The following is a 14,847-nucleotide window of genomic DNA, read 5'->3' on the forward strand; positions in this document are numbered from 1 at the left end:
GAAGGTATACGGCAAAGGGCTGTATGCCTTTTTTGATTGAACTCCTCTCGTGGAAAGTCATCATAAATATCCCTCGATCGGGGGATGTTTAATTCATTTTTGGCAATCTACAATTTGAAGTGATGGGCTGATCCAGAAAGGAGAGTGTATTATTTACCCGGATAGAAAGAGTTTTATTGGTTTGTTGTCAATGGTTTGTTTTACCGCGACGCTCTTATTTGCCGGACCAGCAAGCAGAGCTTCTGCCGAGCAGATTCAAGCCGAGGCGATCCATATGATTAATTACAATCCGAGCGGATTCGCATCGATGTCGCATCGCTATAGCGATGGAGTGGATATATTCTATATTGATTTAAACTTTAATCCATTGCCTTCCAACGCGAAGTGGGCCACGTTTCTTCCATTCCGAGGTTTGGATGAGGGGGTAGAAATCTACTATAGTCGTGACGGAGTTACGACCGAGAAAAAATTCATCACGGACTATTGGTACGGACTTCCGACTGATGTCAGATGGATCACGGTCAGCAATTTCGACGGCGGTTTTGGCGAAAAGAATCCGATTTACAACCAAAAATACAGATACAGCCTGGACGGCGTCACTGTACTGGAAGGGGATTCGGTTCCAGCGGAAGCGATATGGGCTACCTTAAGTTCTTTTCAGAGCTCTTGGGGCGGCGAGACCAAAACGCTTGATTACAGCAGATCTTCAGGCACTTATACGTTAAATGTTGATACGATACAGAAACTGAGTATTTCATCGAGTAATCCGAACGCTCCAAAGTATGCTCAGGCAGGGGATACGGTGACGCTATCTATCTCTTCTGCATTCTATTTGAAGCCCCCCGTCGTACGAATTGCCGGGCAGGAGGTTCAGGCGGTGCAACATGGCAACCGTAAAAACTGGAAGGCTGCCTTGACGCTGGATTTTTCCGTTCCTGAAGGACCTGTCCCGTTTATGCTCGAATATGAGGATGAAACAGGACAGCGGCGCGGCCAGCTCGACGCTACTACGGACGGGAGCAAGGTTCACGTCGATAAAACTCCGCCCATCATTATTGAACTTAGGCATTCACCCGCAAGTTGGACCCAGCAGAATGTGTATGTCGTTGGTTCCGTCAGAGATGATGGCTCTGGCGTTGCTGCACAAAAATGGTTAAAGGGCGAACATGACGCCTCATCCATGCGGAAATATGGAACCACAGTGCCTGGAAATTACTTTATAGCTACCGATAACGGGAAGTATACATGGTACGCCCGAGATCATGTCGGCAATGAAAGCGTTGCAGTCACTGAAGTTACGAATATTGACCGCATGGCACCGACGCTGGAGGTCTTTACGAAACAGCAGGGATGGACGAATCAGCCAATCCCGGTTACGGCGAATGCGGTCGATGATCAAAGCGGTTTGAATTCGGGGCAGTTCAAATGGGCTGCTGGGCAGCAGACAGCCGATTATTTCCGTTCGGGCGGCACCTTAATCGTGAATAATACTTTCCTTGCCGATAGCAATGGCAAGTATACCGTCTATGCTGTGGACCAGATTGGCAATGAGACGATTCAGACCATTAGCATTGATCAGATCGATCTCATTCCGCCAAGCATAACATTAACGCCTTCCACAGGAGCGCCAACTAGTCAGGACGTGAAGGTTAGCGCCAGCGCAGTTGATCAGGAGAGTGGAATAGCTGAACTGAAGTGGGCTCAGGGAGATCACAATGCCGCCTATTTCGTTCAGGGAGGCAGCGTGTTTAATGACAGTTTCCCTGTTTCCGAGAATGGTATTTACACGGTGTATGCCGAGGACAGAGCTGGGAATGGAACTGTACAGACAATCACCATAACAAATATTTTTAAGATCGGCCCGAGCCTTACCCTCTCTTTATCTTTCACGAGCTGGAGCAATCAGCCGGTTGCCGTAAATATCAACTATATCGACAACGGGAGCGGGATTGCCGAGCTGGAGTGGGCCAAGCAGGGGCCGAATGGGCAGCGTGTTGCCCTGAATACGGACGATACCCGATTCCTAGTGCATGAGAACGGAGTTTATACGGTATATGCCAAGGACAAAGCCGGATTCGAGGTAAGTGCCGATATTGAGGTGAGCCGTATCGACGTAGAGGCTCCGCAGCTGGATGTGAGCTTGGATCCATTGGATTGGACGAATCAGCCTGTCACAATCACCGCAGCCGCTGATGATGATACGGATGATCATGTGGCCTTGAAATGGAATGAGGGACGGCAGCCTGTCTCGTTTTTTCAAAATGGCGGAGGAGTTTCATTCCAGAATTCTTTTCAGGTCAGCCAAAATGGAGAGTATACGGTCTACGCAGAGGATCATGCAGGGAATGGGGCCGCTGAGACGATTGTGGTAAGCAATTATGACGGAACAGAGCCGACGATTCATCTTAGTATAGGGAACGGTCTGCCGACCAGCCAGCGCGTGACGGTAACCGCCGACGTATATGACCGTTTAAGCGGGATCAGCGAAGTGAAATGGGCGGCTGGAGATCAGCCTGTCAGTTATTTTGAGCTGGCCGGTACGGCATTTGGCGGATCAGGCTCCTTTGAAGCTGAGTTGAATGATATTTACACAGTTTACGCCAAGGATCGTGCCGGCAATGCCGCCGTACAAACGATCGAAATCACGAATATCCATAGGGATGTACCAGTCATTAAGCTTACGGTATTTCCGACGGCATCTACGAACCAGAACGTCACTGTGACTACATCTGTTTACTCGCGAGTAAACCTGATCGCAGAGAAAATGGCGTTCGGATTTCATGAGTCGTCTTACTTCGATGATAACGGGGATCCGTTATTGCCGGTAGTCATCGCCGAGAATAACGGCTGGATCAGCTTCTATGCCAAGGATGAGGCCGGCAATGAAACGGTGAAGCAAATTGAAATTACGAATATTGACCGCAATCGGCCTGTCATTACGTTAACGGGCGATCCGATGATAAGCGTTGTACAAGGCAGTTCCTTTGAAGATCCGGGAGCCGTAGCTGCGGATGATGCGGACGGAGATATTACCCGTAAGATCAGGGTGTCCGGTCAGGTTGATACAGATGCTGTCGGCGAGTATATACTGCGCTATAACGTCTCTGATGCAGCGGGGAATGCAGCAGAAGAGGTTGTAAGGACCGTGAAAGTAACTCCTCGGCCTATTATTGATGACGGTGGGAATGGCGGCGGTAGTGGAGGATCGCCTTCTAGTGGCGGCAGTCCTTCCAACAGCAGCGTAAATCCGTCCAGCGGGGATAACACGGCTCCAGCCAAGGAGACTGGAGAAGGCTCCAAGCCGGATGGATTGGAATGCTCGGCGGGGGCAGCGTGCAGTGATAATGATATCCAAGTATTCCTGAGCGACATTGAAGGACACTGGGCTAGTGAAGCGATCCGGGAGCTTGCAAGAAGGGGGTACGTTAAAGGTTACCCTGATGGAACCTTTCAGCCGAATCGTCAGCTAACCAGAGCCGAGTTCGTCACGTTACTGGTCAAGGCCCTAGAGTTAAAGGGTCAGGAATTTCCGGCACAGATTACCCCTGTGTTCGGCGATGTGCAAGGACATTGGGCGCAGAAGACTATAGCGGCAGCACAGCACTATGGGCTGATTCACGGCTATAGCGACCGTGTATTCGCTCCAGAAGAACCGATTACACGCGAACAAATGGCCTTGATCCTAGCTAAGGCTCATGGATTGAGAGTTGAATCAGCTGTCGATTTCGCCGCGATTGAATCAGGTGCTTTGCTGTATGAGGACGCTGTCCATATTTCCGCATGGGCGCGGGAAGCCGTCCGTTTGGTAACGGAGCAGCAGGTGATGATTGGCCTGCCCGGCAACAAATTTCAGCCGCAAGCGCTCGCGACAAGAGCGGAAGCAGCCGTCGTATTGCTGAAGCTAATCAGGCAATAGGAATTGTACGGTTTGTCTGGGATGATCAGAAGGAGCTGTCCAAATAGTCAAACCAACAAAAAATTGGGTGTGAAAACAATCTGTTTTCCATCCAATTTTTTTTATTGAGATTTTGATCAGCAATGCAGCAAGGCGGATGCCTGCTAACTTCCTCACTGCCATACCCATTTTATTTGTTCAACCCATCTAAATGGACTTATAGTAGGTAATTTCTGCGGCAAAGAAAGGAAAGTAGATTTAATTGTATTCCAAGCCGTTAGATGAAGTAAGAAAGTCATCATGGGCTGGATTATTACTTTTAAGTGCATAAAACCCATCTAATCCCCTAAAATATGCTTTTGGAGCATAATTAGATGCATGAACTCCAATTAGTGTGGACGACGACATAGCTTAGCACGTGGCATCTCTTCTTGGTGTCGGTACTGCTCATATAAACTGCTCATATAAGATGAGCTAAAGAATCGGATATCAGGCAAGGGATGAAATGGATTCCGCAGGAACGGAAAGTCTTTCTGAAAAAAAGGGTGCCCCTCAGTCATCTAGGATGGCCTTTGGGAGAGCCCTTTTCTGCTGCACGGTTTATAGTTTATCCGCCGATAAGCTCCTCTCAATGCTGCCGACAATCCCGCCTAGCTCGGCAACGAGCGATTCCAGGTTTAAGGCGATATCATGAACTGCATCGGAGGATGCGGATTGCTCCTCTGCGGCGGATAAAATTTTCTCAATGTTTGAGAAAAAGGCCGACGTTATTGCGGACACCTGAATCATCATATCCTTGGTCTGTTTGGAGTGCTGGAGCAATAAATTGGTCGTGACGGAAATGTCACTAATTTGCTGATCGACTGTATTTGAAGATTCGGAAATTTCAGCAAAGACGCGCTGCATCTCGGTAATCTGCTCCATGCCTTTCTGTACCTCGCTTAAGCTGACATTCATTTCACCGAGCACCTGATCAATGCGGCTTTGGAAAGATTGAACGTTCCTGTGAATTTCGGCAGCCGAATCATTAGACTGTCCAGCCAGCTTGCGAACTTCAGCGGCGACCACGGCAAATCCGCTGCCATGTTCTCCGGCCCGGGCCGCTTCGATCGAGGCATTGAGAGCCAGCAAATTAGTTTGATTTGCGATGGACGATATGAGATCCACGAGCTTGTTGATTTCCTGAGAGCTGTCAGCCAGCTGCTGAATCACCTCGTTCACATTGTTGACGGCAGAAGTAATCACGTGAATCTGGTTTGCCAGCAGATGAATCCTATCTTGCCCATAAATGACCTGCTTCGAGGTTGCCAGGGCACTCTCCGTAACAGTATTAGCGTTTTTGTTAATATTTCCGACCTGATCCACCATGCTTCGAATGCTCTCGACTCCTAAGCCCAGCTTATTCGTCTGCTCGTAGGCCCCTATAGAGATCGATTCAATGGACGTTACGATTTCTTGGCTGGCCTTGGCCGACTGGCCGGCACCGGACAAGAGCTGGCTGACGGCCTTCAGCACTGACTCGCTGGAATTATTCATGTTTTGCAGAACCTCATTCAAAGCTTGCTGCTGGGAAGCTACTTTATTCTCGTATTCACTAGTGTGTAATTGCTTAGAATAGACGAACCAGATCGTTGCTCCGCTCGTAAGAATTAAATAGAGCGCATGAATAAGCAGCAGCGAGAACCTGTAATCGGACGTGCCGCAGAGCAGCTGCGGGAACCAGAAATAGCCGGCTAAATGCTGAACCGCGAATATGACGGTGCTGTAGATCAGTATTCTTATGTTTTCATAGTAAGCGATAATTGCGATCGTCATAAATATGGAAAAGTGGTACTCCACGAATCCGTCGCCGCCAGCCATAATAGAGATGCTGCTGAATGTCAGCGTTGAGCTGATCATCCACGGCAAAACCGGGGAACTGGCGCTCTTCCTGTAAATGAGGAGGCTTAATATCATTAGGACAATCGGGACAAAAAAGAGTAAATTTTGGAATATGGACAATCCCTGCGACAACTGGCCGATTCCGCTCATCGCTTTATGAATATCGAACAGAGATGTATATCTGTGCACGGCATGTGTTCCAACTGACAGCAGCAGCGAGATTCCGGATAAAATAAGCATGATTGAATTTTTTTGTAAATGTTTCAACTTCATTTTTCTTTTCAGACCTGCCTTTATAAAAAAATATTTCGTTACAAATATGTGAAGCTATTCATAAACGCATCTTCCCCGCCGAAATTGTATTCAAACCTTCGTAGGAAGGGTCGAGTACGGAGACTCGCTATTTTGGCATAATGTACATCATAAGTCGCTGAACTCACAGAAATCTCACAACATCACAACTCTTGCTATAGCAAATGTTACTTGGGTTTAAATCAGTCTGAGGTAGGTGGATGTCAATGCTGAGAACAGTTATCGTAGAGGATGAATGGCTTGCTCTGAATATGATGAAAAGATACATAGAAGAGCATCCGAAATATGAGCTCATCGGGGCTTATTCCGATCCGGTCGAGGCGTTGAAGGACATTTCACGCTTGCAGGTTGACGTTCTGTTTACCGATATTGGCATGCCGGGTATAAATGGATTGCAGTTGGCGAAACGGGCAAAGCAGGATTCTATGCAAATCGTGTTTACGACGGCACACCGGGAATATGCGGCCGATGCCTTTCGCGTCGACGCGGTGGATTATATGCTGAAGCCGGTTACGCGCAGGGCAATCGACGAGATTGCCGTCAAATTGGAGCGTATAAAGCGGTTGCTCGCCATGGAAGCTTTGAATTTCAAAGCGCCTGTCATGAAGGTACAATGCTTCGGTTCGTTCCAAACGACTAATCAGGACGGGCAAATCGTGAAATGGCCAACGAAAAAAACGGAAGAAATGTTCGCTTATTTCATCGCGAATGAGGGGCAAATCGTGAACAAGTGGATCATCGCGGACAGGTTATGGCCGGAGATGGACGGTTCGCGAGCGGTTCACAATGTGTACAATACGATCTACAGGCTGAAGAAGACAATTGAGGAGTTCTCCTTGCCATTATCGCTCAGAACCATGAATGAAGGTTATGTTCTTGAGGCAGACGTCGCGATCATTGTGGACTTATACGACTTCCGGGAATTATCGGAGCAGAAGGAATTGACGGCAGGTCAGCTTCAGCTCTTGCAAAATCTATATTCAGGTTATTTATTTCAGGATAAAGACTATCCTTGGTGCATCAATCTAAGGGAAAGCCTCGAAATGACATATCTGACAAAACAGCAGCATATGTCCTTAACGCTGGAGCAGCCGGCATCACCTGAGCAATGATGGCACTGAACCATATCCCTATAAAGAACCCGAAGGGGTTCTTTTTTTGTTGTTTGAGTGAAGGGATTTTATTGTGTTGACAATGTATACAGATGATCATATAATCTTTAACGATAATGATAATCATTATCAATAAAACGGAATCGGAGGAATTACTGTGCCTAATACATATCGAATTAACCATAAATTAAGGTCTTTTGTTGTCGTTGTTTTCATGCTAGCTGTTGTGTTGATATCGGGATGCGGCTCTGCCGGATCCGTAACTGATCAGAATAATGCTTCTACAGAAGACTCGGAAGTTCTCTCCCCTATTATGCGTACGGTCAAGGATGTGAGCGGCGATGTGGAAATTCCAGCTGCACCGAAAAAAATAGCCGTACTGCTGGATTATTATGCGGATCACATGCTGGAGCTCGGAATTAAGCCTCATGCCTCGACGACATCGCTTGTCGATCATCAGTTCCTACCATATATAGCAGATCGAATGGAAGGAGTAATCCCTTTAGGCGCATCGGAATCTCCGAACCTGGAGGCGCTATTGAAGGCTGAGCCCGACTTAATTCTCGCTTACGCCCCTTCGCATCAAGATATCGAAGACAGTTTGCGGAAAATAGCGCCCACTCTTATGCTTGACGGAGAATTGATGAACGATTGGCGTCAGCTGCTCCTTGAACTGGGAAGAATCGTCGGGCAAGAGGAGCTAGCGCAGCAGAAGCTGAACGACTATTTGACTAAAGCTGAGAGTGCACAAGAGGAGCTCAACCGCAGGGCTGGCGAAGAAGTGTTCGTCGTTATGCGCGTGATGCCTAAGGAATTGAGAGTGTATGGCGTGGATGATATCCGCATCGGCCGCATCATTCATCAAGAGCTTGGCTTAAACGGCTTGAAGCTGGCCGAGGGTAAAGCGATGCAGACGATTTCACTGGAAGAGCTGCCGAATCTAAATCCGGATCATATTTTCCTGATGGAGAATGTCGAGGATACAGCCAAGAGCAGGTTAGATGAATTAAAGAGCTCGGCACTGTGGAAAAACATTAAAGCGGTTCAGAAAGATCAGGTTTACATCGTTGAACAGCAATTATGGAATCGCGGCATTGCGCCGATTGGTTCTACTCAAATCATTGACCAGGTTCTGGAAATTGTGAAATAGCGCGCATTTTTAAGCTGAGTTCCTGCTTGTCAAACTAGTCCGCATAATCGGCCAAGTTCCCTCATAGACATGTTATCAGTTTAGGAAATCAATCTGCAGAGGGGATGATCTTCATGCGACGGATCACTTGGGCGCTAGTCATTGTGATATGCTTGAGTGCGGTATTGGGCGGGTGCGGCAAGAAGGATGCTGACGGTGTCGTCAAGGATTTGGACAAAATCGTTACCAAGCTGGAGAGCTACCAGGGCTCGGGAACGATGACGCTTCATACGGGGGATAAACCCCAGGAGTACAAGGTTGAGGTGTGGTACCAGAATCCGTCTTTTTATCGGATTGCTCTAACGAATGCCCAGAAGGACATTACGCAGATCGTCCTTAAGAACGATCAGGGCGTTTACGTGTTGACGCCGAGCCTGAACAAGAGCTTCCGGTTCCAGAGCGATTGGCCGGAGAACCAAGGTCAAGTCTACTTGTATCAGACGCTTGTGCGCAGCATCCTAAGCGACAACACGCGCCAATTCGTAAGCGATAAGGACAGCTATGTGTTCGATGTGGCCGCAAACTATAATACTCATGCGCTTGTACGTCAAAAAATATGGCTGGACAAAGACGACTATGCGCCGAAGCAGGTGCAGGTCTCGGACGCCGAAGCGAAAGTCGTAGTCGAGGTCAAATTTGACAAATTTGATTTCGGTGCGAAGTTTGATAATAAATCATTCGATATGCAGCATAATCTGGATACGGCTGGCCAACGCGCCAAAGGGACGCTGCTCGAAGTCGATGAGAATGGGATGCTTGTGGAGAACATGGACGCTTCCGAGACCGGAGCGAATGCAGCTGGGAGCGATAGTTCTGCCGCACCGGCGCTGAACGAGCCATTCGGGGTTATTGTTCCGACATATTTGCCTGAAGGCGTAGTGTATAAAGATGACAAAGTCGTAGATGATAGTGATAGAAGCAGCGTATTGCTCCGATATGACGGTACATATCAATTTACGGTAACCGAATCCCGTTCACCGGATCGCACGGTTTCGCTAGTTGCAGGAACAGTCGTTGATCTCGGCTTTACTGCCGGCCTGCTGACAGGGGATGAGCTGCAGACATTAACCTGGACTGTGGATGGATTGGAATTCCGTATTACAAGCGACAATCTTCCAGTGAGCGAAATGGTAAAAATCGCCGCGTCTATGGAGGAACAAACGGGTAAATAAGAAGAGGCTGGCGGACTTGCGGTACTTCAGATAGACTGTAGAAGCTATCGAACCCGTCAGTCTGTCTCTTCTTTTTATTTGGATAAAACAGGATTATGGGTTAAAATGACTTCATATGCACAATATGGTTTATTCTGTATAATTGACAGCCGCCTTCTAGAACATTACGATTAGTGTATTGTTTGATGATGGATTTTCACTCATTAGAGAAGGTGACCTACAAAGTGCAAGTGAAGTATCGACCTACCCGTGCAGAAATCGATTTGGACGCGCTTTATGCCAACTATACTGCTTTACGGAGAAGAATACCGGCGGACATGAAGCTGTTGGCGTGCGTTAAAGCAAATGCATATGGACATGGAGCTGTGCCCATCGCCAAAGAACTTGAGCAATACGGTGCCGACTATCTTAGCGTAGCCTTCCTGGACGAGGCGCTGGAGCTGCGCCAAGCTGGTCTGACCATTCCTATTCTGGTTCTGGGCTATACCCCTCCGCACGGGATACGTACGGCATGGGAGAATGGGATTACGCTTACTTTGTTCAGCGGAGAGGTGCTTGACGAGATAAAGGCTATTGATCCTGTTGAGTATCCCGGCAAACTGAAAGTTCATATCAAAATCGATTCTGGTATGGGGCGTCTCGGACTCCTGCCCGGGGATGAGGCGCTGGATTTCATCCGCCATGCAATGAGCTTGCCGCATTTGGAAGTGGAGGGCTTATTTACCCACTTTGCAACAGCGGATGAACAAGATAAGAGCTATACATTGGAACAGTACCGACGTTTTCAGAATGTGGTTCATGCGCTGAAGCATTATGATTTGGATATCCCGATTATACATACAGGCAACAGCGCGGTTGCAATTGATTTACCGGAGATTTCGTGCCAGATGGTGCGAATCGGCATCGCATTGTATGGTCTCTACCCGTCCGATGAGGTTCATAAGGAGCAGGTTCCGCTTCATCCGGTTCTGTCTCTTAAGACGGAAACGGTTCAGGTGAAGACTTTGCCGCCGCATTCCTCCGTAAGCTACGGAGCGAAATATGTGACGGACCGGGAAGAGATTATTGCAACGCTGCCCATAGGCTATGCCGACGGATATTCACGGATGCTTAGCGGTAAAGCGCAAATGCTTATTCGCGGACGGCGCGTCCCTGTCGTGGGAACGATCTGCATGGACCAATGTATGGTTTCGCTACAATCTTTAGCTGAAGAAGCTGAAGAAATCCAAGTCGGTGAGGAGGTTGTTCTCATCGGCCGGCAGTCCGGTGCAACGATTACAGCGGACGAACTGGCCTCCATGCTCGGTACCATAAACTACGAGTTGATTTGTATGTTGGCTCATCGTGTGCCCCGTCTATACATAGGCACAAATAGACCACAAATTTTGGTAAACCCGTTGTTTGCCTAATACAGGCAGACAAAAAACTACAAAACTCCCTTCCTAATGGAAGGATTTTATGCTAGGTCCATCGAATGATATACATTATGATCGAAAAGATGGAAATGATCAGGTATGTACGCTCATGCCAATTTTGGTTATAATGAAATGCAGCATACTTGATATACACTTAGCATATATTCTTTTGTATAAATATCCTTGAATATTGCTATACTGAGTCACAAGGATCTGGGTCGACAAGGTTTTGGGGGTGGATGTTTAACGATGGCCAATATGCAGAACACCAAAAGGATTATGATCAGCTTACCGGATCATCTGTTACAGGAAGTGGATGGAATCGTAGCTATGGAGAACTCCAATCGTAGTGAGCTTATTAGGCAAGCCATGAAACTGTATTTGAACGAACGGAAGAAACGCTTCATCCGGGAGTCTATGCAGCGCGGCTACATGGAAATGGCCAAAATTAACTTAACCATGGCCTCTGAAGCTTTCCACGCGGAGGAAGATGCAGACAGCACTCTGGACCGCCTAGTTAGCGGGGTGTGACCATTGATTGTAAAGCGCGGCGACGTATTTTTTGCAGACCTTTCCCCTGTGGTCGGTTCTGAACAGGGCGGGGTAAGACCTGTGCTTATCATCCAGAACGATATCGGCAATCGATTCAGCCCTACGGTAATCGTTGCTGCCATTACCGCTCAAATTCAAAAAGCGAAGCTCCCGACTCATGTTGAGATTGAAGCGGCTACGCATGGATTCGACCGGGATTCCGTCATCTTGCTTGAACAGATACGAACGATTGACAAGCAAAGATTAACGGACAAAATTACCCACCTGGATGATGAGACGATGAAAAAGGTTAACGATTCGCTGCTTATTAGTCTGGGATTAATCGATTTTTGATGAAAAAAGGGGAGAAATTTCCCAAGGCGCCCTGCCTCAAGGGCGTCTTTTTTTCATGGGGATGGTATGCTTCCATTTATAGTTAGAATGAATTTTTTCGTTTTCGCATATCTTCATTGGCTGAATCTGGTATAATAATCATATCTACTTCTCTGAGGAGGACCGTTTTTAATGGATTATAATACTTCCGGGCAATACAACTATAATTATCCGCCCGCACCACCCCAGCCGCCTGCACCGCCTGCCGAGCAGAATACGAATGGAAAATCAGTTACGGCGCTGGTTTTGGGAATTTTGGCTATTGCTATTCCGTACATTGGATTCTTTTTAGGGATCGTAGCGATCATTATTGCGTCAATTTCCTTTAAGGAAATCAAGGTGACTCAGGAGAAAGGGCATGGCTTCTCCGTAGCTGGATTGGTATGCGGCATTATCGGAACAGTAATTTATGGCCTTATCATCCTGTTCTTTGTCATCGTAATTATCACTGCCGTATCTACACCGGATAACTATTGGAACTACTCGAACTTCTAAAATTCGACGATCGGACACCGTACCTCGTGTACGGTGTTTTTTGTTGTTCATTCACCACAAGCAGTGGTACCGACTGGCACTCGGCCATAAATTTTGTGATAATAGGAACAGTGCAATTTGAGGATGAAAGAGGGATGACTTTGTCACAAACTGAAATCAATCCGGAAACGAATACAAGCGAAGCGCAAATTGAGGCTAAGGTTCAGGAAAGAATTGTAGTTCAGGTAGCTAAAGAGCTCGGGCTGCCTTTAAAAGGGGTACGGACGACCGTTCAACTGCTGGATGAAGGCAATACGATTCCCTTCGTGGCCCGTTACCGCAAAGAGATGACCGGGGAACTGGATGAAAACCAGCTGCGCGACATCGACGACCGGGTACAGTATTTGCGGAATTTGGAGGTCCGCAAGCGGGAAGTGATCCGCATTATTGGCGAGCAAGATAAATTGACCCCAGAGCTGGAGTCTGCCATCGTTCAAGCGGTAAAGCTGCAAGAGGTGGAGGATTTATACCGTCCCTACCGGCAAAAACGCAAGACAAGAGCCAGCGTCGCCAAAGAAAAAGGGCTGGAGCCTCTGGCAAAATGGCTGCTATCACAGCCAAAAGACGGCATGCCGCTGGAGGAGTCCGCCAAGTATGTAAATGCGGAGCTTGCGGTAGAGGCGGCGGAGGACGCATTGCAGGGCGCTATGGACATCGTGGCCGAGGAGATCGCGGACGAGGCGGTAATCAGAGCCTGGGTGCGGAAGTACAGCATGGATCATGGCGTGATCGTGTCGGAAGCGAAAAATTCGGAGGAAGAATCCGTATACGAGATGTATTACGACTATCGTGAGCCGGCCAAGAAAATGCCGCCCCATCGCATATTGGCGATTAACCGGGGAGAACGCGAGAATATTCTTAAAATATCGCTGGAGCTGGACAACGGGGCCATCCATCGCCATATCGCTGGGCGGACGATTAAAGGGCGTTCTGTCACCGAGGGCATCCTTCAAAGCGTGATTGAGGATGCTTACAAAAGGCTGATCGCCCCCTCGATCGAACGGGAAGTGCGCGCGGAGCTGACGGAGAAGGCCGAACGGCAGGCGATTTCTATTTTCTCGGCGAATTTGCGCAGTTTACTGCTTCAGCCGCCGGTAAAGGGTAAAATTGTGCTCGGCGTTGACCCGGCTTACCGTACAGGCTGCAAGCTGGCCGTCGTGGACGAAACAGGGAAGCTGCTTGAAGTTGCTGTAACCTACCCGACGCCGCCGAACAATAAAAAAAGGGAAGCGGCGGTTAAATTTAATGAACTTATAGATAAATACGGCGCGGAGCTGATTGTCATCGGCAATGGAACGGCTTCCCGGGAGACCGAGCAATTTGTGGCCGAGATCATTACGGAACGCAATGATCCTAACCTGGCCTATCTGATCGTGAATGAGGCGGGGGCCAGTGTCTATTCAGCTTCAAAGCTGGCGCAGCAGGAATTCCCTGATCTGGACGTCGCTGAACGCAGCGCGGTCTCGATCGCCAGAAGGCTGCAGGATCCGCTGGCCGAGCTTGTAAAGATCGAACCAAAAGCAATCGGCGTCGGCCAATATCAGCACGACGTATCTCAGAAGCATCTGGACGAGAGTCTTACGGCGGTAGTAGAGTCTGCGGTTAACCATGTCGGTGTAGACGTGAATACGGCATCGCCATCTCTTTTGTCCTACGTTTCTGGCGTTAATGCAACCACTGCCAAGAACATCGTGAAATATCGGGAAGAGAACGGAAAATTCACGAGCCGCAAGCAGCTGCAGAAGGTTCCGCGCCTTGGCGCAAAAACGTATGAGCAGTGTATCGGCTTCTTGCGGATCAATGATGGGGAGCATCCGCTCGACCGCACGCCAATTCATCCAGAGTCTTATGGCGTGGTGACCGAATTGTTCAAGGAGCTGCGCGTAGAACTGAGTCAGCTTGGAACGAAGGAATTGGCCCAAATGCTCTCTACGCTGGAGCCGGAGAACCTGGCCGTACAGCTCGGCGTAGGAGTTCCGACATTGCGGGATATTCTCGACAGCCTGCAGCGGCCGGGCCGTGACCCGCGGGAGGAGCTTCCGCCGCCGATCTTCCGCACGGATGTTCTGAAAATCGAGGATTTATCCCCAGGCATGGAGCTTCAGGGCACCGTCCGCAACGTTATTGATTTCGGCGCATTTGTCGATATCGGCATCAAAAACGATGGTTTGGTTCATATATCCCAGCTTAGCAATGGCTATGTGAAGCATCCGATGGACGTTGTATCGGTTGGCGACAATGTGACAGTATGGGTGCTTACCATTGACGTTAAGAAGGGACGAGTTGGGTTGACCATGCGCAAGCCCTCTGAAGTAAAATCATAACGCAGGGACCCGATAAATTGCCAGTCTGAGTGTTCTCAGGCTGGCAATTTTATTTTATGGTGCTGATAGCGGCTCCTCGTGCATGTTTT

10 protein-coding genes are annotated in these 14,847 nt (G+C 48.4%); 9 read left to right on the forward strand and 1 reads right to left on the reverse strand.

Annotated features, from left to right (window positions below):
- Positions 1-190 precede the first annotated feature (190 nt).
- The gene (locus GNP95_RS13895; RefSeq protein ID WP_155611470.1) at positions 191-3,916 is read left to right on the forward strand and encodes an S-layer homology domain-containing protein; all 3,726 of its coding nucleotides are present in this window, start codon (positions 191-193) and stop codon (positions 3,914-3,916) included.
- Positions 3,917-4,495: 579 nt separating this feature from the next.
- Here the strand turns inward: GNP95_RS13895 and GNP95_RS13900 are convergent.
- Positions 4,496-5,710 (reverse strand): methyl-accepting chemotaxis protein, encoded by a 1,215-nt coding sequence (locus tag GNP95_RS13900; protein ID WP_196427177.1) that lies wholly within the window; start codon positions 5,708-5,710, stop codon positions 4,496-4,498.
- Between the two features lie 584 nt (positions 5,711-6,294).
- Here GNP95_RS13900 and GNP95_RS13905 point away from each other — a divergent pair.
- From GNP95_RS13905 to GNP95_RS13940, 8 genes are all read left to right on the forward strand, one after another.
- Positions 6,295-7,200, forward strand: a complete 906-nt coding sequence (locus tag GNP95_RS13905) for a response regulator (protein ID WP_196427178.1) — start codon at positions 6,295-6,297, stop codon at positions 7,198-7,200.
- Between the two features lie 157 nt (positions 7,201-7,357).
- On the forward strand, positions 7,358-8,350 hold the full coding sequence (locus GNP95_RS13910) for an iron-siderophore ABC transporter substrate-binding protein (RefSeq protein WP_330163433.1): 993 nt from the start codon (positions 7,358-7,360) through the stop codon (positions 8,348-8,350).
- Between the two features lie 113 nt (positions 8,351-8,463).
- Complete coding sequence (locus GNP95_RS13915; RefSeq protein ID WP_155611473.1) at positions 8,464-9,561, forward strand: outer membrane lipoprotein-sorting protein; 1,098 nt, start codon at positions 8,464-8,466, stop codon at positions 9,559-9,561.
- A gap of 224 nt (positions 9,562-9,785) precedes the next feature.
- Complete coding sequence (gene alr, locus GNP95_RS13920) at positions 9,786-10,970, forward strand: alanine racemase (protein ID WP_330163449.1); 1,185 nt, start codon at positions 9,786-9,788, stop codon at positions 10,968-10,970.
- Positions 10,971-11,225: 255 nt separating this feature from the next.
- Positions 11,226-11,507, forward strand: coding sequence for a CopG family ribbon-helix-helix protein (locus tag GNP95_RS13925; protein ID WP_019638235.1), 282 nt, complete (start codon positions 11,226-11,228; stop codon positions 11,505-11,507).
- Between the two features lie 3 nt (positions 11,508-11,510).
- Entirely contained in the window at positions 11,511-11,861 is a 351-nt protein-coding gene (locus tag GNP95_RS13930; RefSeq protein WP_125082509.1) for a type II toxin-antitoxin system PemK/MazF family toxin, read from the forward strand.
- A 171-nt stretch (positions 11,862-12,032) separates the two neighbouring features.
- Entirely contained in the window at positions 12,033-12,395 is a 363-nt protein-coding gene (locus tag GNP95_RS13935) for a DUF4190 domain-containing protein (protein WP_155611474.1), read from the forward strand.
- Positions 12,396-12,529: 134 nt separating this feature from the next.
- Entirely contained in the window at positions 12,530-14,758 is a 2,229-nt protein-coding gene (locus GNP95_RS13940; RefSeq protein ID WP_155611475.1) for a Tex family protein, read from the forward strand.
- The last annotated feature ends 89 nt before the right edge of the window (positions 14,759-14,847 follow it).

It is taken from the genome of Paenibacillus woosongensis, from assembly GCF_009725165.1.
Classification (GTDB): domain Bacteria; phylum Bacillota; class Bacilli; order Paenibacillales; family Paenibacillaceae; genus Fontibacillus; species Fontibacillus woosongensis.

Coding starts and splice junctions, on each gene's coding strand:
- GNP95_RS13895 (WP_155611470.1), top strand. CDS start 191: ATGGTTTGTTTTACCGCGACGCTCTTATTTGCCGGACCAGCAAGCAGA.
- GNP95_RS13900 (WP_196427177.1), bottom strand. CDS start 5,710: ATGACGATCGCAATTATCGCTTACTATGAAAACATAAGAATACTGATC.
- GNP95_RS13905 (WP_196427178.1), top strand. CDS start 6,295: ATGCTGAGAACAGTTATCGTAGAGGATGAATGGCTTGCTCTGAATATG.
- GNP95_RS13915 (WP_155611473.1), top strand. CDS start 8,464: ATGCGACGGATCACTTGGGCGCTAGTCATTGTGATATGCTTGAGTGCG.
- GNP95_RS13925 (WP_019638235.1), top strand. CDS start 11,226: ATGGCCAATATGCAGAACACCAAAAGGATTATGATCAGCTTACCGGAT.
- GNP95_RS13935 (WP_155611474.1), top strand. CDS start 12,033: ATGGATTATAATACTTCCGGGCAATACAACTATAATTATCCGCCCGCA.
- GNP95_RS13940 (WP_155611475.1), top strand. CDS start 12,530: ATGACTTTGTCACAAACTGAAATCAATCCGGAAACGAATACAAGCGAA.